This window comes from Flavobacterium nitrogenifigens, from assembly GCF_003254565.1.
In the GTDB taxonomy this organism is placed as follows: Bacteria; Bacteroidota; Bacteroidia; order Flavobacteriales; family Flavobacteriaceae; genus Flavobacterium; species Flavobacterium nitrogenifigens.
In genome coordinates this window covers 419,867-439,621 of record NZ_QJRI01000182.1, presented here as the reverse complement: position 1 = coordinate 439,621, position 19,755 = coordinate 419,867, and the positions used below count along the sequence as shown (strand labels likewise).

Here is a 19,755-nt window from a genome sequence, read left to right as displayed (position 1 = left end):
AAGATTGAAGCGGATAGCGGGAAATAGCTCCTAATTAACATTGAAATTCCAATCTTTCAAATTCCAAATTCCAAAACTGCCGATAAAAAGGCTTCGCTGTGCTCTGACTGACAATCGAAGTTTTCTCATTATATATACAAAAACAAACCCGACAGGTTTTGAAAACCTGTCGGGTTAAGAACGAGAATTACCCTTATATATAATAATGAGTAAAAAACCATATTATATAATAAAGTAAACTTCTACATATATATTGTATGTATTTTTGTAATCATGTATATTTGCATTCACAAAATTATAAACAATGATCAAGATTACTTTACCCGATGGGTCAATTAGAGAGTTCGCTTCGGGCGTAACTCCAATGGAGGTCGCTAAAAATATTAGCGAAGGTTTTGCAAGAAATGTGATTTCTGCATCTTTTAATGGTACAACTATTGAAACCGAGACTCCATTAACGACCGACGGTAATCTTATTTTATATACTTGGAATGATGCTGAAGGAAAAAAAGCTTTCTGGCATTCGACTTCGCACGTAATGGCTCAAGCTCTTGAAGAATTGTATCCTGGAATCAAACTAACTCTAGGACCTCCAATTGCTAATGGTTTCTATTATGATGTAGATTTTGAAGATCAGAAAATTTCTGAAGCTGATTTCAAAAAGATCGAAGACCGTATTCTTGAAATTGCAAGAGGAAAGTTTGATTTTAAAATGCGTCCAGTAACTAAAGCAGAAGCTTTAGAAATGTATAAAGACAATGTTTACAAGACTGAATTGATTTCGAATCTTGAAGACGGAACTATTACTTTTTGTGATCATGCAACTTTTACTGATTTATGCCGCGGTGGACATATTCCGAATACCGGAATTATCAAAGCTGTAAAAATCATGAGTGTTGCTGGTGCTTACTGGAGAGGTGATGAGAAAAACAAACAATTGACTCGTGTTTATGGAACTTCTTTTCCTAAACAAAAAGATTTGACTGAATATCTTGAACTTCTTGAAGAAGCTAAACGTCGTGACCATCGTAAATTAGGAAAAGAGCTTGAATTATTTGCTTTTTCTCAAAAAGTAGGTCAGGGTTTACCTTTATGGCTACCAAAAGGAGCTGCTTTAAGAGATCGTTTAGAGCAATTTTTGAAAAGAGCTCAGAAAAAAGCTGGATACGAACAAGTTGTTAGTCCACATATTGGACAAAAGGAATTATATGTTACTTCTGGCCACTATGCTAAATATGGTGCTGATAGTTTCCAGCCAATTCATACGCCTGCGGAAGGAGAAGAGTTCTTATTAAAACCAATGAACTGTCCTCACCACTGTGAGATTTACAATGTTAGACCTTGGTCGTATAAAGATTTACCAAAGCGTTATGCTGAATTTGGTACCGTTTATAGATATGAGCAATCTGGAGAATTACACGGTTTAACTCGCGTTAGAGGATTTACTCAGGATGATGCGCATATTTTCTGTACTCCAGAACAATTGGACGAAGAGTTCAAAAAAGTAATTGACCTTGTATTATATGTATTTGGCTCTTTAGGCTTTGAAAACTTTACGGCTCAGATTTCATTAAGAGACCAGGAAGACAGAGAAAAATACATTGGAACTGATGAAAACTGGGAAAAGGCAGAAAACGCTATTATCAATGCAGCTAAAGATAAAGGTCTTAATACTGTTGTTGAATATGGCGAAGCAGCATTTTATGGTCCAAAACTAGATTTCATGGTAAAAGATGCTTTGGGAAGACAATGGCAATTAGGAACAATTCAGGTAGATTACAACTTACCTGAGCGTTTTGAACTGACTTACAAAGGCGCTGATAATGAATTACATCGCCCTGTTATGATTCACAGAGCTCCTTTTGGGTCTATGGAACGTTTTATAGCAATTTTACTAGAGCATACAGCAGGAAATTTCCCACTTTGGCTAATGCCTGAGCAGGCTATTATCTTGTCTTTGAGCGAGAAATACGAAAATTATGCTAAAAAAGTTTTAGATTTGCTAGAAAATCACGAAATTCGCGCCCTAATTGACAACCGAAACGAAACTATCGGTAAGAAAATTAGAGATGCAGAAATGCAGAAAATTCCATTTATGCTTATCGTTGGTGAGGAGGAAGAGAAAAACGGAACGATTTCTATTCGTCGTCATGGACAAGAAGGAAAAGGTAATATCACAGTTTCAATCGACGAATTTGCTGCGATTGTAGACGAAGAAATAAAAAAGACATTAAAAGTATTTACAGTTTAACTTAAATTAGAAAGTCATAGCAATAAAAAGTAACAGAGGTTTTCAACCTCGAGTAGAAAAAAAAGATGCACACAGAATAAACAATCTTATTCGTGTTCCTGAAGTACGTCTTGTAGGTGAGAATATCGAGCCTGGCGTTTTTAAAATAGCTGATGCATTGCGTTTAGCAGATCAGCTTGAGTTGGATTTGGTTGAAATTTCTCCAAATGCTGAGCCGCCAGTTTGTAAAATCATGGACTACAAGAAATTTGTTTATGAACAAAAGAAACGTGATAAAGCATTAAAGGCTAAATCTTCTCAGGTTGTTGTAAAAGAAATTCGTTTTGGTCCTCAAACAGATGAGCACGATTATGAGTTTAAAAGAAAGAACGCTGAAAAATTCTTAAAAGAAGGAGCTAAATTAAAAGCTTTCGTTTTCTTTAAAGGACGTTCTATCATTTACAAAGATCAAGGTCAGATTCTATTATTGCGTCTAGCTCAAGATTTAGAGGAACACGGTAAAGTTGAAGCGATGCCAGTTCTGGAAGGAAAGAGAATGATTATGTTCATTGCTCCGAAGAAAAAGAAATAGTCTCGGTTTACAGTCTCGGTGTTCAGCATTGAACTTGAAACTTTAAACTTGAAACAAAAAAATAAGTAAGTAAGAATAAATTAAAACACTAGGAAAAATGCCTAAAATGAAAACAAAATCTAGCGCTAAGAAACGTTTTAAAGTTACTGGCTCTGGAAAGATTAAAAGAAAGCATGCTTTTAAAAGTCACATCTTGACTAAAAAATCTAAAAAACGTAAATTAGCTTTGACTCACTCAGCGCTAGTTCACCAAACAGATATGAGAAGCATTAAACAACAATTAAGAATTATCTAATAAGTCTAAAGTTGAAAAGTCTTAAAGTCAAAAGTAATTTCTTTCGGCATTTGACTTTCGACATTTGACTAGAGAATTTCTTTAGGTTAAAAAATTATTTATATAACCTTGGAGTATGGCTTTAAGTTCCTTTGATTCAATTCAGGACGCCTGCTACAAAAACACATTAAAATTATGCCAAGATCGGTAAATTCAGTTGCTAAAAGAGCAAGAAGAAAAAAAATAATGAAGCAAGCCAAAGGTTTCTTTGGAAGACGTAAAAACGTTTGGACAGTTGCTAAGAATGCAGTAGAGAAAGCGATGAGCTACGCTTACCGCGATAGAAAACAAAACAAAAGAAATTTCCGTTCATTATGGATTCAACGTATCAACGCTGGAGCTAGATTAGAAGGAATGTCTTATTCTCAATTCATGGGGAAAGTTAAAGCTAACGGAATCGAATTGAACCGTAAAGTTCTTGCAGATTTAGCTATGAACCACCCAGAAGCTTTCAAAGCTATTCTTAATAAAGTAAAATAAAACGTTTTATAAACTCAATTTAAGATTACTTACTTATTATAAAAAAAGCCATTCGTTAACGCGAATGGTTTTTTGTTTTCAAGAAATTTTAAATCTCTCTCTCCGCAGAACAAAATTTAAAAAGTAACTTTGCATAAACCAAACAAACTTTATGCATAAACCTCTTTTTGATCATATTCAAAAATTCATTTCTCTTGAACCTTCAGATATTGATAAATTAGAATCATGCCTAGAAATTTCTAAAGTAAAAAAGAAAGAACATATTTTAGAAGAAGGTCAAATATGCAACACTATGTATTTTGTTGTTAAAGGCTGTATGCGGCAATTTATAATCAATTCTAAAGGAGCTGAGCAAACCTTACAGTTTGCGATCGAAAATTGGTGGATTACTGATTATTTGAGCTACCACAATCATGTCCCTTCAAGTTTTTATTTGCAGGCAGTCGAAAATTCAGAAGTCATTGCTATTGATAAAACGGTATTAGAATCACTACTAATTGAAATTCCAAACCTAGAAAGGTATTTCAGAATTGTTACTCAAAAAACTTTTGGCGCTATGCAAATGCGTATCAAATTCTTGTTTACAATGTCGGCCGAAGAAAGATATCATCATTTTAATGACAATTTTCCAGAATTTGTACAGCGTGTTCCTCAATACATGATTGCCTCCTATTTAGATTTTTCTGCAGAATTTATGAGTAAAATAAGGGCTGGAAAAGTCTGATTTGAATTTCTTGAAGTAGTTCAAGTTTTTGAAAGCATACATTACTGACCTTTGTAATGAACTTTTAAAACATAAAAAATGAAATCAAGAATTATTATTCCGCAAGTTGCTCCAGAGGCTTATCAAGCATTAATGAATTTAGAAAAATATATTTCATCAACCTCATTAACTCCCATTCATAAAGAATTAATCAAAATTCGTGCTTCACAAATTAATGGTTGCGCATACTGCATCAATATGCATACTGCCGACGCAAGAAAGCTTGGTATTTCTGAACAAAGAATCTATTTAATCAGCGCTTGGCGCGAAGCTGATTTTTATACTGACGAAGAAAAAGCAATCTTAGCTTTAACAGAACAAGTAACTCTAATTAACAATCATGTTTCAGATGAAGTTTACCAAAATGCTGCTCAATTATTTGACGAAAAATACCTTGCTGAAATACTTTTAGCCATCATTACAATTAACTCTTGGAATAGACTCGCAATTACTACTGGAATGAGAGCCGTTTAAGTTTTATAAAGATAAATTTTACAACATTCTAAAATTTTAACAACCCTCTAACTGAGGGTTTGTTTGTATATCATTGTAAATGAATACTAGAAAATAAAAAAAACATACTTTTTGCAAAAACAGGTATTTGTACTCTTTCATAAGAATTCATATTTTTTATTTTTGGCGCATGATACCAAAAAGAATACAAATATTTACCTTTTTAGCAGCTCTTTTACTCGCGTTTTTTTCTTGCCAAAAAGAAAACATTGACAGTTCTAAAAAAGCAAAAAATGATACAGAAATCCTTAAATTAATTAGCAAAGCCGACAAATTTTATAATAGCTACAAGAATACAGATAGTGCCTTTTTTTATTATAATAAAGCACGAACCTATTGTGAACCTAAAGAAGATGCTAAACATTATATTTACTGCATGTATTACATGGCAGAAATTCAACAAGCACAGGGAGATTTTCAAGGAAGTATAAAAACAGCAAACGAAACATTTCCGTTTTTAAGCCAAATAAAAAATTCTAATTATGTATGGAACATCTATAGTGTTTTAGGAAGAAATTATTATTTCACGTATGACTATCCAACTGCTATTTACTATTATTCCAAAGCGTTTATTTTAAGCACTGATAGGATAAACAAACTTGAAGCAAAAAATAATATAGCTGTTATCTACATAAAACAACAAAAGTTCGATAAAGCGCTTCCTATTTTTCTTTCTATTAGTAAAGAGAAAATAGTTAAAGAAAATCCTGAAAATTATTCTAAAACACTAGACTATATAGGTTATTGCTATTATAAACTCAAAGACCCAAAAGCATTATCATATTTTGAAAGTAGTATAAAATTAAAACGTCAAGTCAATTATAATGATGGTTTAGGAAGAACATACTACAATCTAGCGGAATACTATCACAACAAAAAAGATCCTAATCTAGTGATGAAATATGCGAAATTAAGCTACGAAAACTATACACTATCTAACAATACTGACGATCGTTTACTTGCCTTAAAATTCATAGCTGAAAACAGTTCAAATATTGAGTCAAAAAAAAATACTCTTATTTATATAAAATTGAATGATAGTATTTTTGTAGCTAGACAAAAAGCTAAAAATCAATTTGCAAAAATTAAATACGATTCTAAGAAAGAAAAGGATGAAAATTTAAAATTAAAGGCTCAAAAAATTAAAAATGAACTTCGACTAGCTAAACAAGAAAGTAAGAATATTGCTTCCTATGTCATAATCATATTGGCTTTAAGTCTAATTGTCTTTCTATATTTTTTCCTCACAGTAAGGGCTAATCAGCAAAAAATTGAAGCAACTTATCAGAGTGAAACTAGAATTTCGAAAAAATTACATGATGAACTAGCTAATGATATTTACCACTCAATGGCATTTGTAGAAAGCAGAAACCTTACTTCTGAAGAAAACAAAAGTCAATTAATGCAAAAATTGGACGATATTTATTCCCGATGTAGAAATATTTCGAAGGACAACACTCCGTTTTTAGACTGTCAAAATTATAAAGCTTCTCTCAAAGAAATGATTTCCGGATTTAATGTTTCTAGCATAAATCTTTTGATAAATGGTCTTGATACTATCTCTTGGGACAAAATTGATAAAACTAAAAAAACAGCAGTTTACCGTTCGATTCAGGAATTACTTGTGAATATGAAAAAACATAGTAACGCAACCTTAGTTGCAATTACTTTTAAGGAACATAACAATGTTGTAATGATTAATTATACTGATAACGGAAAAGGCATTGATACAAATAAAATGGTTTTAAAAAATGGTTTGCATAATATTGAGAATCGAATTCACGACATTAAAGGTGAACTAGAAATTCATTCAGATTCAGGAAAAGGTTTTAAGGTTTTAATAAAATTTCCTTCATAATGCCTAAGAACTCGTTTTTCATTTTTCAGAAAAGACATATTGTTTTTTACTTGCTAATCTTCATTACAATTTTGGCGTCCCTTTATGCTATACAGTTTTCTCAGGCAAAAAATTTAGATTTACATCATAGTAAACGCGATCGCTCAGCTGAAATAAAGCAAACGATGGAAAAAGCACTTACTTTTTTTGATTCAGGAAAATATGACAGTGCTTTTCTTTACTTCAATAAAACACAATTATTATGCGAGCCAAAAGAAGATTATGCAGATGAATACGTGGGTTCATTAAACTATATGGTAGAAATTTTACAAAGATATGGTGATTATTACGAAGCAGAAGTTAAGCTTATAAAAGCATTTCCTTATCTAGAAAAAACATCTAATAAAAAGCATGCCACTAATGCTTACACGTTTATGGCTTTTAACTATTACTACACTTACAACAATGAAAAAGCATTATTTTATCATAAAAAAGCATTAAAAAATGCAGTCTCTACATTCAGAAAATCAAGAATAATATCGGAAATTGCGTTTATCTACATGCAACAAGGAAAATACCAAGAAGCTGTAGATTTATTAGAACCCATAGCTAGGCTAAAAATTGAAGACAAAATCACCCCTTCAAATACAGATATTCTGCGCAGCAGCAAATTATATAATTTGGGACTTTCTTACTTTTATCTTGGAAATCATAAAAAAGAGGCATTGGACTGTTTTAACGAAAGTTTGGAAATAGGTCTAACCTTAAATAATGAATACGAACTAATTGGCAACTATTATGCTTTTTATCAATATTATAAAAAATACAATAATCCCATATTGAAAAAAATTAATGCTGAGAAGGCTTATATCTGCGCGAAAAAAGCAAGATCTACAACAAATGAAATTAATATGCTAGCTGCTTTAATAGAAGCTGATGATGCTGAAAATTCAAAAAAACATTCTCGTATTTACTTTAGAATGGTAGATAGTCTTACTATAAGCAGGAAAAAAGCAAAAAATCAATTTGCCGACATTATATATAACTCAAAGAAGGATAAAGAAGAAAATTTAGAACTCAAAAATCAAAAAGCAGAAAATGAATTACAATTTCAAAGACAAAAAAACAGGAGTTATATTTTGTATGTCGTAATATCTATTAGTGCTTTCGTTTTAATTTTTCTTACTCTTTATATTACCCATAAAGCAAAAAAAGAAAAGAATGATGCTGTTTTTAAAAGTGAAATGCGCATTTCGGATAAGCTTCAGAATGAATTAACGAAAGATATTCATCAAATACTGGAATTTACAAAAAGTAATGAATTGGAAGATTTAGGAAACAAAGAAAAATTCCTTTCTAACTTAAATGATATTTATTCCAAAACAAGAAACATTTCACGAGAAAATAGCATTATTCATACAGATCATAATTATGGTAAGAACTTAAAAGAAATGATTTCCAGCTACACAACATCTAATCTAAATATCATAATAAATGGCTTAAATACTTTTTCGTGGTATAAAATAAATCGGGCAAAAAAAATTACAGTTTTTAGAGTTCTCCAGGAAATTCTTGACCAAATGAAAACATTAAACAATCCTTCTCTAGCAAGTATAACGTTTAAAAAAAATGAGAAAAATATCTTTATAACCTACACAGATAATGGCACAAAAGTTAACGAAGAGCATGCTATTTTAGAAAAAAGACTACAAAATGTGGAAAACCGTATTGAAACAATAAAAGGAACCTTTAATTTTGATACAAATTCAGAAAGTGGTTTTAAAATAAGTTTCAAATTCCCTATATAACCCAGTATATGTTTAAAAAAGTTTTAGTTGCCGAAGATTTAGATAGTATCAGCATTGCAGTTGTTCAAGTACTTGAAGAGTTACAAGTTTCAGTAATTCATCATGTGAAATATTGTGACGAAGGTCTGCTTAAAATAAAAAAAGCATTGGCTGACAAAGAACCTTATGATTTGTTGATTACAGATTTATCATTTAAATCAGATCATAGAAAAGTAAATTTAAATAGTGGAGACGAACTTATAGAAGCTGCAAACAAAGTACAGCCAAATTTAAAAAAGATTGTTTTTTCGATAGAAGATAAAAGTTATAGAATTAAAACTCTTTTTAACGAATTAGGTATTAATGCATATGTTTCTAAAGGTAGAAATAGTATTGCTGAGTTAAGAAATGCTATTAAAAGTACATATAATAATGAAGAAAAAATACTGTCTTCTGATTTGTCTTTTAATTTTACTGACAAGGCTCTAATTGAAATTGAATCTTATGACATTTCTATTTTAAAGCTTTTATCGCAAGGATATATTTTAGAAAGTATTTCTAAAGAATTTAAAGATTTATCTATAACACCTAACGGAACAAGCAGTATTGAAAAAAGAATAAACAAACTGAAAATCTACTTTAAAGCCAACAACAATGTGCATTTGATTGCAATCGCAAAAGATTTCGGATTGGTGTAATTTTTATAGCGCTTTACGGGTTTCCGTAAGGATTACACTTTTGATACCATTAAATTTGTGATAATCTATTAAGCGACCATGAAACCGAAAAGTAAAGCGAGTATTATATTCTCCAAAATTAATACTACACAAAATAAAATCATTATGAAAACAATGTTTCTGTGCCTTTTTTTATCAATTAGTTTTGCTTTTGTTTCCGAAAAAACTGGCTGGCTAGAAGTTGATTGGAAATTAATATTTATTCCAGCATTATTAGTATTGCAAATTATAATTATTGGGACTGCCCTGAAAAATCGATACAAAAAACATTAATCAATTTTAAGAAGGGCTTGATTATTGCTGGAAAAGAAAACTTGTATCTTGTTCCATTACTTTTTTACATGAAAAAAAAATTCTGCCTTTTCTTATTATTTTTTACATTTTTATCTTTTGCACAAACCAAAGTAGTATCATGGAATATAGAAAACTTTGGAAAATCTAAATCAGACGCGCATCTAAATTATATCGCCAAAACAATTTCTAATTACGATATCATTGCAATTCAAGAAGTTGTTGCTGGAAATGGAGGTGCTCAAACTGTTGCAAAACTGGCGTCATTACTTAATGAAAAAGGAAGTAAATGGGATTACAGAATAAGTGATCCTACTTCTAGTAGCAGTTACAAAACAGAACGTTATGCATTTATTTGGAAAACCCATAAAGCCAAATTAAAAAACAAGCCTTGGTTGGAGAAAAAATTCAACTTAGAGATTGATAGGGAACCCTACTTTGCCACTTTTGAGATTAATAAAAGGGCAATCACACTAGTTAACTTTCATGCCATAACACAGAAAAAACAACCCGAAACCGAAATCAAATATTTCAAATTTCTGCCAAACGAATATCCCGATTTAAACCTCGTTTTCTTAGGTGATTTTAATTGCCCTGAAAAACATTCCGTTTTTAATCCATTAAAAAAAATGGGATATTCTCCTGTGTTAAAAAACCAGAAAACAACCCTTAAATATAAATGCAAAGACAATATCTGTCTAGCATCCGAATTCGACAATATCTTTTACAATACATCAAACCTAAAAGTCATCAATTCGGGAATTATCAAATTTTACGAAGATTTTGATTCACTTCAAAATGCAAGAAAAGTATCCGATCATATTCCGATCTGGTTTGAATTTTCTCTAAACTAATTTAAGTTTTAAGCTTCTTTTTTCTAGCTGCTGGAAATAGCACATTATTCAAAATCAATCTATATCCTGGTGAATTAGGATGTAAATCTAAAACCGTTGGTGGATCTCCAACCTGATGCTGAAAGTCTTCTGGATCATGTCCGCCAAAAAAAGTAAACATACCCTTTCCTTTTTCTCCATGAATATATCTTGACTCACCGTTTAACTCGCATGTTCCCATGATCAAGATATTAGATTTTATTAATGAAGTATCAAACGAAGTGGTTTGCCCCATGAAACCTTTTACCAATTGTGTATGATTTTGGCATAACATACTCGGGATTGGATCCCATTTTGCAGAAAATTCCATTAAAGTAAAGTAATCTTTCTCCATCAATATCCTTCTTTTTGTTGTCATATCGATATCTGAAAATTCATAAACTTCAGGTCTTCTTTCTAGAGTAAAATTCTTGAAAGCGAAAGAATTATTATAATTTAATTTTGACTGATAGTTAGACTCACTTGGGTCTCCATCAAACATTGTTTCGCAGATATCTACACCGTCTGCTGCAAGTGCAATATCAAAACTATCTGTAGCTGAGCACATCGCAAACATAAAGCCACCACCAATTACAAAATCTCTAATTTTTTTTGCGACCGCTCCTTTTTCCTGAGATACTTTTGCATATCCTAGTTTTGCAGCCAAAGCTTCTGCATCCTTTTTTTGATCAATATACCAGGGCGTATTTTTATATGCTGCGTAAAATTTTCCATATTGCCCCGTAAAATCTTCATGATGTAGATGGAGCCAATCATACATTAATAATTGGTCGCTTAAAACTTCTTCATCGTAAATTGGTGTAAACGGAATTTCGGCATAAGTTAAAACCAAAGTCACAGCATCATCCCACGGTTGCTTTCCTTTTGGAGTATAAACTGCTATTTTAGGAGCTTTTTCTAAAATCACCGATTCCATATTTTGAGAAGGACTCGAAATTTCATTTAAAATAGAAGCTTGTTCACTATCGGAAATTACTTCAAAACTAACTCCTCGTATTTTACATTCTTTTCTAATTTCATCCGCGTCTGGAAGCAAAAAAGAACCTCCGCGATAATTCAAAAGCCAACTTGCTTTATAATCTCTACTCAAACACCAATAAGTAATTCCGTATGCTTTTAAATGATTTTGCTGCGTTGTTTCGTCCATCGGAAGTAAGATAAACGAAGCTCTAGCATTAAATGTTGCTATTAGTATAAAAATATAGAGTAAACTCTTATTCATCAGAAAATTATTTTAGTAAAGATATAAAAGGTAGCAACAAAAAAAGAATGCCTACAACCTTTTCTGACACAATAGAATGTTAAATAAGAAAAGTGCGAAAAAAAAGAGATTATCGACGATAAAAAAAACAGGTAAAAACACCTGTACTCTGATAGAATTTTCTCTCTAAATTTGCTATCCCAGGTTCACAAAACTAATCGCTGTAAAAAAATAGCCACTATGAAGTTTAATGAAAGTAACAACCAGCAAAAGGGTTTGAATATGATTCAGAAAATAGGATTATGTGTTCTTGTAATAACAATCATATTATACTATGTTTTGTCGATTCAGTTTTTAACAGCATAACTTTTAAATTGTTAAAACCGCCAATTCATTCTGTATAGCATAAACAACCAACCCAGCAATATTACGCGATTCTGTTTTAAGCAATAAATTATTTCTGTGCCCTTCTATAGTTCGAGGGCTCAAAAAAAGATGTTCTGCAATTTCTGCGGTAGTTTTCTGCTGGCAAATTAACTGTAGAATTTCGATTTCGCGTGGAGAAAGAAAATTAGTTTCTAACCCTCCTCTTGCATTTTTAGGAGAAACTATGGTTTCTTGAATAGTTTTTAAAACATTTTCGTTGTAATAGAAACCTTTTTTTGCTACTTCGTTAATGGTATGAATTAGATCCTTTGGAGTAGTATTTTTTATTAAGTACGCTACTGCACCAACTTGAATCATATTTGCAATGAAAGATTTGGTGTCATAACTGGTCAATGCAATAATCTTAATATCGGGAAAGAGTTTTTTAATAATTTTGGTGGCTTCAACTCCGTTTAAGACCGGCATCTTCAAGTCCATTATTATTATATCCGGCTTTATTTCGCTTTCATTTAATTCCGAAATAAGTTCATCGCCATTTGAAGCTTCAAAAATAACATCAATGTTTTCTTCTCTCTGTAATAAAAAAGAAATTCCTTTTCGAAACAAAATCTCGTCGTCTACTAGGGCAATTTTTATAGCAGCATTCATCTTATTTGTTTTTGGTCGTTTAATTTGGTTTATCGAAATTACAAAATATGATTTAGAAAAAGTCTACATACCCCATTTTATTGACTAAAAACCTTAATAAAACACATAATTCTACCTAAAAAGTAAAATTTACAACAATACCTTTATTAATTTCAGAGTTAATTTCTATTGTTCCTTCCAAAAATGATATACGGCTATCAATATTCTTCATTCCCAAGCCTTTTTGATTTTCGGCATTTGAACTATCAAAGCCAACCCCGTTATCTTCATAATAACAAGTGTTAATTCCTTCATTATTTGCAAAAGAAATCCATATTTGCGATGCTTTTCCGTGGCGAATAGAATTATTCATAAGTTCTTGCAAAATTCTAAACACATGCAAATGCCTGTCTATATCTTTCTCGTCAAAATCGATCTCATTTTTATAATGCGTTTTGACCGATTTGCTACTTTCAAATTCTTCACATAATTCTTCGATACCAGCATTTAAACCAAATTTTTCAAAAACTGGTGGCAACAAATTGTGCGCAATTTTTCTAGAATTATCTAATGCCTTTGTTGTCAAAGCGATTATATTTTCTGTAATTTCTGCAGTTTCTGCTTCAGTAAGATTAGGAGCTGTAAGCAGATGCGTGTTCAGTGATACTATATTTAATTTTGAACTGATATCATCGTGTAAATCTTGCGCAATTCTCTTACGTTCCTCTTCCTGCGTAAAAATTATGGCATGAAGCTGCTCTTTTTGATATTGTAATATTAAATCTAATTTTTCGAGCTCTTGTTGAATTATTTTTTTTCTGGAGAAATAAAAGAAAACGATTAACACTACGGCAACCACTATAAAAAAAAGAGAAATGTATAATATAATGGCGACAAGTTCTTTTTCCGAAATTGCATGAATCTTCATCATTATATAATTTTAAATAAATCAATATTGATCATAAAATCAAAGATATAATTATTTATTTTGAATGTTATCAGTTCTTCAAAATTGCTATCAAAAAAGATCTCTATCAAAAACAAATTTTTGATAGAGATTAATTTTAACTCTATTAATAAAAAAGTTGCCCTTAAATTAATCTTATCTTTACGAGTCGTTAGATTTTGACACGAAACTAAAACTATTACTATTAAAAAAAACATTTTTTCAAAGTAAAGTTTTATTAAGGTTAATAAATATTCAATTCTAAAAAACTGTTTTTTTTGAGAAGTTTTTTATCCAATCGTATAAAATAAAAAATTGCAAACCCAGAATCAGGAAATTGTTTATCATCCATGTTAAGAGCTTCAAATCATCACTTAATCCAATAGAAAGATTTCCAATTAAATAAAATACAGTACTTGCTAATAGATAGAAGACTAAACCTATACTGGTGTAATAATATATCTTGTCTCCTGTGAGCATATTATAGAGATGAAACAAAGCAAAAATAACGATGAGTAAATTTGTTATAGTAATTTCAAACAAATTAAATTTAAGAAATTCGCTTGGAGTCCTATAAAATTGTATTGCTAAAACTAATAATGCGATTGCTAAGCTGGTTTTAATAAATATTTTTTGGCTTCTTACTTTTATCAATGAGTTGTAAAAAATTCCTAATAGTATCATCTGTCCAATAAAATAAATATTGACAATGATTAAATTAGTCATTCCTAACTGATATAACAACTCCATTGAATACTGCATTAGGCAACAAAATGCTAAGTAAGAGACAAAAAAAACATTAGCTTTCCCCTTTCGGAAAAAGCTAAATGAGTAGGCTATTAAATTTAGTAATAAAACCAAATAAGTGCCGTATATTAAAAAATTATTCATTTAATTTTGCGATGTATGTTTTATATTAATACGGTGGACTAGGACGTATTCCATCATATACCACATCACCACCGCCTACTTCACCATCTGCTCCTTCACCTATACCGTAGACATTAATCCATTTTTCAGCTTCTTTATCATATTCGGCACCTACAAAAAGTAATGTTTTTTCTTTTTGGTCGTTTATACCTAAATATGCCCAAACAGCCTCTGTCTCAAGTTTTAACACTTTTTCCAAACTTTCTCTTGGTATTAAGAAAGCTTTTACTTTGTTCTTAGAGTCTTCGATTGAGTTATCATCATGATATCTCTTTTCCCATTCATTTGCAGTAGCAACTGAAATCTGAATAGGTCCAGGAAAGGTTTCTTCATTCATAATTTAAATTTTGTTTATTGGTTAATAATTTAAAAAAACTTTGATAGTTTATAATTGGTTTCGCTAAACTACTGATTTTTATTAGAAAATTAACAATTAAACACAAAAAAAGCCTTAAAAATAAGGCTTTTTGATTTTTTCCTAGAATGGAACATCGCTATCATCATCGTCATCATTTAAATTACTTCCAAAGGCTTCATTAGCTGAAGGCAGATTATTAGTAATAAACGGACTATCATCATGATTCATTTTTGAAGGCAAATCATCATAGCTACCTGAAAATTCATCAAGATTATCAAATTTTCCTAAGTGACCTAAAAATTTCAAACGAATGTTTTCAATACCACCATTACGGTGTTTAGCGATCATAATTTCAGCCTGCCCAGCAGTTGGCGAAGCCTCCTCATCATCCCATTCCTCAATTTTGTAATATTCTGGTCGGTACAAAAATGAAACAATATCAGCATCCTGCTCAATTGCTCCAGATTCACGAAGATCCGAAAGTAAAGGTCTTTTACTAGAACCACGCGTCTCAACGGCACGCGACAACTGAGAAAGTGCAATAACCGGAACGTTAAGTTCTTTTGCTAAAGCCTTTAAGTTTCGGGAAATTGTCGAAATTTCCTGCTCACGATTTCCTCCTCCTTTAGCATTTCCTCCCGCTGTCATCAACTGCAAATAATCTATAATGATAATTTTAATACCATGTTGCGAAGCTAAACGACGGCATTTTGCTCTTAAATCGAAAATAGAAAGTGATGGTGTATCATCAATAAATAAAGGCGCTTTCTCTAAATCTTTTACTTTAGTACTCAACATGGTCCATTCATGAGCTTCTAATTTACCTGTACGCAATTTTTCTGAAGACAATCCAGTTTCAGAAGAGATAAGCCTTGTAATTAACTGAACAGATGCCATCTCAAGAGAGAATAAAGCTACCCCATGCCCATATTGAATAGCAATGTTTCTGGCCATAGAAAGTACAAATGCTGTCTTTCCCATCGCTGGTCTGGCCGCGATAATAATTAAATCACTAGGCTGCCATCCAGACGTTAGCTTATCCAAATTATGAAAACCAGTTTCTACACCACTTAATCCTTCTTTTTTAGAAATCTCCTCAATTTTCTTTTTAGCTTGTAAAACTAAACTCTGTGCGGTTTCAGAACTACGCTTAATGTTTCCTTGTGTAACTTCGTATAATTTAGATTCAGCTTGATCCAATAAATCAAAAACGTCTGCACTTTCATCATATGATGCTTCAATAATTTCTGATGAAATTCTAATCAAACTTCTTTGAATAAATTTTTGGAGAATGATACGCGAGTGAAATTCGATATGCGCCGAAGAAGCAATTTTCTGCGTAAGCTGAATCAAATAAAAATCTCCGCCCGCTAAATCCAACTTTCCATTTTTCTTTAACTGAGTCGAAACTGTTAAGATATCGATTGGCTGAGTTTCAGTAAAAAGTTGCAAAATCGCTTCAAAAATATGTTTGTGTGCGTCTTTGTAAAAAGCTTCGGCCTGCAAAATATCAATTACATCATCTACCCCTTTTTTATCAATCATCATCGCACCAAGTACAGCCTCCTCCAAATCAAGAGCTTGCGGTGGCAACTTTCCTTTTTCTAAGTTGATAATTGTGGTTTTGTCGACCTTAACAGGGTTTAAGTTTTTGAAATTTTCCATATAGCGAAAGTAGCAAAATTTAAAAAAAATCTGCTATCTAGTTATAACTAATAATTGTTTATAAATAATTCTGATTTGTTCATAACCAAAAAAAAATCCGAAACTGTAAGGCTTCGGATTTTAAGTCTTTTTTTATGAATTTACTCTTTATACTCGCCCATATTACTGTATTTGTCCATTCTTTGGGCAATTAAGTCAGCTGTTGATAAGTCTTTCAATTCATTATATCCTTTAGTGATGTATTCTGCAACCGTTTTGAAAGTTGTTTCGCGGTCGTAGTGCGCTCCACCTAGTGGTTCTGGAATCACATCATCAACTAATTTTTGTTTTTTCATATCAGAAGAAGTCAGCTTTAAAGCTTCTGCTGCACGCTCTTTATACTCCCAGCTTTTCCATAAAATAGAAGAGCAAGATTCTGGAGAAATTACAGAATACCACGTATTTTCAAGCATGTAAACCTTATCTCCAACACCAATCCCTAAAGCTCCACCAGAAGCACCTTCACCAATAATAACGGTAATAATCGGCACTTGCAAACGAACCATTTCAAAGATATTTCTAGCAATAGCTTCTCCTTGCCCTCTTTCTTCAGCTTCAAGTCCTGGATATGCACCTGGAGTATCTACTAAAGTTAAAACAGGAACTCCGAATTTCTCAGCCATTTTCATCAAACGCAAAGCTTTACGGTATCCTTCTGGATTAGCCATACCGAAATTACGGTATTGACGTGTTTTTGTATTAAAACCTTTTTGCTGACCGATAATCATAAACGACTGTCCGTTTATTTTACCAAGACCACCAACCATTGCTTTATCATCTTTAAAACCTCTATCTCCGTGAAGCTCTAAGAAAGTATCTCCACAGATTGCTCTAATGTAGTCTAAAGTATAAGGTCTATTTGGGTGTCTTGACAATTGTACCCTCTGCCAAGCCGTAAGGTTTTTATATATTTCTTTTTTAGTCTCTACTAATTTTTTGTTGATTTCCTTGCACGTCGGCGTTACGTCAACGTCAGATTCTTTTCCAATAATAACGCACTTTTCTAACTGTTCTTCAAGTTCTTTAATTGGAAGCTCAAAATCTAAATATTCCATGGATTTTTGAATTTTGTTTGTAAATCGAACCGCAAATATAAAAATATTATATCATTGGCGAAGTTAATTGTTATTTAAAGTATAAAAATGCATTTTAATAATAAGGAAACTATTACAAGTTTTCTTTCTTGTTCTGATAATGCTTGAATACACCGTTTAGAATAACTGTTATGATGATTATAACAGCTCCGATGTAAAACTCAACACTCATTTTTTCTTTTCCTCCTAATATAAAATAAGCCAAAACTATTCCGTAAACTGGCTCTAAATTAGTGGTTAACATTACGGTATAAGGCGTCAATCTCTGCATTACTTTTACCGAAGCAGTAAAGGCATAAGCTGTACAGATTGAAGCTAAAACTAATAATAAAACCCAGTTATTTAAAGACATTTGGAAAAAATCTGCTGTAAATTTTCCTTGAAATAAAAAATAAACTGTAATAAAGAAAACTCCCGCTCCAAATTCATAAAATGTAATTACTGAAGGTTCGTGATCTGAAATCAATTTTCCATTCATTAAAGTAAATAAAACACCTAAAATAATTGCTGCTAAGGCATAATAAACGCCTTCGAGGTATTTTATTTCTACCTGAAGAATCAACCCTAAACCGGCTATAATTATAAGTCCAAAGAGAACTTCATACCAAAGCACTTTTCTTCCATAAAATAACGGTTCTAATAAAGAAGCAAAAAATGCTCCTAATGAAAATATGGAAAGTGTAATTGAAACATTAGAAACATGAATTGCCCTAAAAAAGAAAATCCAATGAAGCGCAATCAATAATCCGACAAAAATCAATTTGAAAAATTCTTTTATCGGGACTTGAAATGACTGTTTTTTAAACGCAATAAATCCGCCTAGGAAAATCATCGCAATTAACATTCTGTACCAAACCAAATTTTCGGCATCAATGGTAATTAAAGCGCCTAAAATGGCTGTAAAACCCCAGATAAAAACAATTAAGTGAAGATTTAAATAACTTTTTAAATTATCGTTTCGCATTACGTAATAAGTAAACTGCTAGTATTCCGAAAACAATATTCGGGAACCAGACAGCTAATAAAGGTGAGAATGTAGATTTTTCGGCAAGTGTACCAAAGATTTTATCAAAGAATACAAATGAAAACGCAATCGCAATTCCGATGGCAAGGTTCATTCCCATTCCGCCACGGCGTTTCATAGAAGAAACCGAAACCGCAATAATCGTCAAAATAAATGCTGAAACTGGTATGCTGTATTTTTTGTAAAGAACAACCAAATAAGTATTGATATTTCCTGAACCTCTTTTTCTTTCTTTTTCAATAAAATCAATTAATTTTCCTAAAGTCAATGTTTCGGCAATATACACTACTGGCGTTAAATCTGCCAATTCAAATTTGAAGGCAACATTTTTTTCGGGAGCTTTTTCAAGTACGTCGTTCAACTCTCCTACTGTTCTTTTTGTATAATCATATAAAACGTAAATCTTTTTTTTAGGATCCCATTTAATACGGCTTGCAGTAATTTTATAAGTCAGTTTTTCTTTTTCGAAATGTTCTAAAGAAAAATTGAAAGCTGTTTTTGATTCTTCATTAAAGCTGTTTACAAATATAAAATCATGGTCATTGATTTGTCTAAAAACATTGGTATTTTCACCACGCATGAGTTCTTTTCCATTTCCTTTCAGATAAGTATACCTAAAATTATTGTAGCCTTCGCTGGCTGCAGGAACAATAAAAAACCCCATAAGCAATACAAAAATCGAAACAATTGTTGCACCAATAATATAAGGACGTAAGAAACGTGTAAACGAAATTCCAGAACTCAAAATAGCAATAATCTCTGTATTATTGGCCAATTTTGATGTGAACCAGATTACCGACAAGAACAAAAATATCGGAAATAGCGAATTAATAAAGTAGATTGTAAAGTTGTAATAATAGAAAGCAATATCTCCAAACGGAATCTTGTTTTCAAGCATTTTATTCACCTTTTCAGAAACGTCAATTACAATTCCGATCGGTGCAAACAAAAGCAGCATGACAGAGAAAGTTCCCAGATATCTTTTTAAGATGTATTTATCTATTATTGTTAACATAGATTTTTGTTT

The 19,755-nt window shown here is 31.6% G+C and carries 19 protein-coding genes; 10 read left to right on the top strand and 9 right to left on the bottom strand.

All coding sequences use genetic code 11. The features are described from left to right. Positions 1 to 304 precede the first annotated feature (304 nt). The 10 genes from thrS (at position 305) to DM397_RS23695 (ending at position 10,418) form a co-directional block, all read left to right on the top strand. A complete protein-coding gene (gene thrS, locus DM397_RS23745; RefSeq protein WP_111380275.1) occupies positions 305 to 2,251 on the top strand; it encodes a threonine--tRNA ligase in 1,947 nt (648 codons plus the stop codon). Between the two features lie 16 nt (positions 2,252 to 2,267). Then, positions 2,268 to 2,822, top strand: coding sequence for a translation initiation factor IF-3 (gene infC / locus DM397_RS23740; protein WP_111286002.1), 555 nt, complete (start codon positions 2,268 to 2,270; stop codon positions 2,820 to 2,822). Positions 2,823 to 2,919: 97 nt separating this feature from the next. After that, complete coding sequence (gene rpmI, locus DM397_RS23735; RefSeq protein ID WP_008464950.1) at positions 2,920 to 3,117, top strand: 50S ribosomal protein L35; 198 nt, start codon at positions 2,920 to 2,922, stop codon at positions 3,115 to 3,117. A 174-nt stretch (positions 3,118 to 3,291) separates the two neighbouring features. Further along, a complete protein-coding gene (rplT, locus tag DM397_RS23730; RefSeq protein WP_008464948.1) occupies positions 3,292 to 3,636 on the top strand; it encodes a 50S ribosomal protein L20 in 345 nt (114 codons plus the stop codon). A 151-nt stretch (positions 3,637 to 3,787) separates the two neighbouring features. Further along, positions 3,788 to 4,360 carry a Crp/Fnr family transcriptional regulator gene (locus tag DM397_RS23725; RefSeq protein ID WP_111380274.1) on the top strand — a complete coding sequence of 191 codons (573 nt, stop codon included), beginning with the start codon at positions 3,788 to 3,790 and terminating at the stop codon, positions 4,358 to 4,360. A 78-nt stretch (positions 4,361 to 4,438) separates the two neighbouring features. Continuing rightward, on the top strand, positions 4,439 to 4,873 hold the full coding sequence (locus tag DM397_RS23720) for a carboxymuconolactone decarboxylase family protein (RefSeq protein WP_111380272.1): 435 nt from the start codon (positions 4,439 to 4,441) through the stop codon (positions 4,871 to 4,873). A 169-nt stretch (positions 4,874 to 5,042) separates the two neighbouring features. Then, a complete protein-coding gene (locus DM397_RS23715; protein WP_239457912.1) occupies positions 5,043 to 6,770 on the top strand; it encodes a tetratricopeptide repeat-containing sensor histidine kinase in 1,728 nt (575 codons plus the stop codon). A 293-nt stretch (positions 6,771 to 7,063) separates the two neighbouring features. After that, on the top strand, positions 7,064 to 8,557 hold the full coding sequence (locus tag DM397_RS23710; protein WP_162615515.1) for an ATP-binding protein: 1,494 nt from the start codon (positions 7,064 to 7,066) through the stop codon (positions 8,555 to 8,557). An 8-nt stretch (positions 8,558 to 8,565) separates the two neighbouring features. Continuing rightward, the gene (locus DM397_RS23705) at positions 8,566 to 9,234 is read left to right on the top strand and encodes a response regulator (protein WP_111380269.1); all 669 of its coding nucleotides are present in this window, start codon (positions 8,566 to 8,568) and stop codon (positions 9,232 to 9,234) included. A 380-nt stretch (positions 9,235 to 9,614) separates the two neighbouring features. Beyond that, positions 9,615 to 10,418 carry an endonuclease/exonuclease/phosphatase family protein gene (locus tag DM397_RS23695; protein ID WP_111380328.1) on the top strand — a complete coding sequence of 268 codons (804 nt, stop codon included), beginning with the start codon at positions 9,615 to 9,617 and terminating at the stop codon, positions 10,416 to 10,418. A 1-nt stretch (position 10,419) separates the two neighbouring features. Here the strand turns inward: DM397_RS23695 and DM397_RS23690 are convergent, their stop codons facing one another. The 9 genes from DM397_RS23690 to DM397_RS23645 all read right to left on the bottom strand — a co-directional run bounded on the left by DM397_RS23690 (position 10,420) and on the right by DM397_RS23645 (position 19,743). Continuing rightward, positions 10,420 to 11,679, bottom strand: a complete 1,260-nt coding sequence (locus DM397_RS23690; protein WP_111380265.1) for an asparagine synthetase B — start codon at positions 11,677 to 11,679, stop codon at positions 10,420 to 10,422. Between the two features lie 348 nt (positions 11,680 to 12,027). Then, positions 12,028 to 12,693: a response regulator transcription factor gene (locus tag DM397_RS23685; RefSeq protein WP_111380263.1), complete on the bottom strand. Its 666-nt coding sequence runs from the start codon at positions 12,691 to 12,693 to the stop codon at positions 12,028 to 12,030. Between the two features lie 115 nt (positions 12,694 to 12,808). After that, the gene (locus DM397_RS23680) at positions 12,809 to 13,603 is read right to left on the bottom strand and encodes a sensor histidine kinase (protein WP_239457911.1); all 795 of its coding nucleotides are present in this window, start codon (positions 13,601 to 13,603) and stop codon (positions 12,809 to 12,811) included. A 276-nt stretch (positions 13,604 to 13,879) separates the two neighbouring features. Continuing rightward, entirely contained in the window at positions 13,880 to 14,509 is a 630-nt protein-coding gene (locus tag DM397_RS23965; RefSeq protein WP_111380260.1) for a hypothetical protein, read from the bottom strand. A 25-nt stretch (positions 14,510 to 14,534) separates the two neighbouring features. Continuing rightward, entirely contained in the window at positions 14,535 to 14,885 is a 351-nt protein-coding gene (locus tag DM397_RS23665; protein WP_111380259.1) for a hypothetical protein, read from the bottom strand. A gap of 141 nt (positions 14,886 to 15,026) precedes the next feature. Further along, positions 15,027 to 16,571 (bottom strand): replicative DNA helicase, encoded by a 1,545-nt coding sequence (gene dnaB / locus DM397_RS23660; protein ID WP_111380257.1) that lies wholly within the window; start codon positions 16,569 to 16,571, stop codon positions 15,027 to 15,029. Between the two features lie 140 nt (positions 16,572 to 16,711). Next, positions 16,712 to 17,665 carry an acetyl-CoA carboxylase carboxyltransferase subunit alpha gene (locus DM397_RS23655; protein WP_111380255.1) on the bottom strand — a complete coding sequence of 318 codons (954 nt, stop codon included), beginning with the start codon at positions 17,663 to 17,665 and terminating at the stop codon, positions 16,712 to 16,714. 112 nt (positions 17,666 to 17,777) lie between these two features. Further along, positions 17,778 to 18,668, bottom strand: a complete 891-nt coding sequence (locus DM397_RS23650) for a DMT family transporter (RefSeq protein WP_111380253.1) — start codon at positions 18,666 to 18,668, stop codon at positions 17,778 to 17,780. Beyond that, positions 18,655 to 19,743: an LptF/LptG family permease gene (locus DM397_RS23645; RefSeq protein WP_111380251.1), complete on the bottom strand. Its 1,089-nt coding sequence runs from the start codon at positions 19,741 to 19,743 to the stop codon at positions 18,655 to 18,657. The genes DM397_RS23650 and DM397_RS23645 overlap by 14 nt, the downstream gene beginning before the upstream one ends. Positions 19,744 to 19,755: the final 12 nt, after the last annotated feature.

Coding starts and splice junctions, on each gene's coding strand:
- DM397_RS23715 (WP_239457912.1), top strand. CDS start 5,043: ATGATACCAAAAAGAATACAAATATTTACCTTTTTAGCAGCTCTTTTA.
- rpmI (WP_008464950.1), top strand. CDS start 2,920: ATGCCTAAAATGAAAACAAAATCTAGCGCTAAGAAACGTTTTAAAGTT.
- rplT (WP_008464948.1), top strand. CDS start 3,292: ATGCCAAGATCGGTAAATTCAGTTGCTAAAAGAGCAAGAAGAAAAAAA.
- DM397_RS23645 (WP_111380251.1), bottom strand. CDS start 19,743: ATGTTAACAATAATAGATAAATACATCTTAAAAAGATATCTGGGAACT.
- DM397_RS23720 (WP_111380272.1), top strand. CDS start 4,439: ATGAAATCAAGAATTATTATTCCGCAAGTTGCTCCAGAGGCTTATCAA.
- DM397_RS23710 (WP_162615515.1), top strand. CDS start 7,064: ATGGTAGAAATTTTACAAAGATATGGTGATTATTACGAAGCAGAAGTT.
- dnaB (WP_111380257.1), bottom strand. CDS start 16,571: ATGGAAAATTTCAAAAACTTAAACCCTGTTAAGGTCGACAAAACCACA.
- DM397_RS23690 (WP_111380265.1), bottom strand. CDS start 11,679: ATGAATAAGAGTTTACTCTATATTTTTATACTAATAGCAACATTTAAT.
- DM397_RS23965 (WP_111380260.1), bottom strand. CDS start 14,509: ATGAATAATTTTTTAATATACGGCACTTATTTGGTTTTATTACTAAAT.
- DM397_RS23725 (WP_111380274.1), top strand. CDS start 3,788: ATGCATAAACCTCTTTTTGATCATATTCAAAAATTCATTTCTCTTGAA.
- DM397_RS23685 (WP_111380263.1), bottom strand. CDS start 12,693: ATGAATGCTGCTATAAAAATTGCCCTAGTAGACGACGAGATTTTGTTT.
- DM397_RS23650 (WP_111380253.1), bottom strand. CDS start 18,668: ATGCGAAACGATAATTTAAAAAGTTATTTAAATCTTCACTTAATTGTT.
- DM397_RS23665 (WP_111380259.1), bottom strand. CDS start 14,885: ATGAATGAAGAAACCTTTCCTGGACCTATTCAGATTTCAGTTGCTACT.
- DM397_RS23705 (WP_111380269.1), top strand. CDS start 8,566: ATGTTTAAAAAAGTTTTAGTTGCCGAAGATTTAGATAGTATCAGCATT.
- DM397_RS23655 (WP_111380255.1), bottom strand. CDS start 17,665: ATGGAATATTTAGATTTTGAGCTTCCAATTAAAGAACTTGAAGAACAG.
- DM397_RS23680 (WP_239457911.1), bottom strand. CDS start 13,603: ATGATGAAGATTCATGCAATTTCGGAAAAAGAACTTGTCGCCATTATA.
- thrS (WP_111380275.1), top strand. CDS start 305: ATGATCAAGATTACTTTACCCGATGGGTCAATTAGAGAGTTCGCTTCG.
- DM397_RS23695 (WP_111380328.1), top strand. CDS start 9,615: ATGAAAAAAAAATTCTGCCTTTTCTTATTATTTTTTACATTTTTATCT.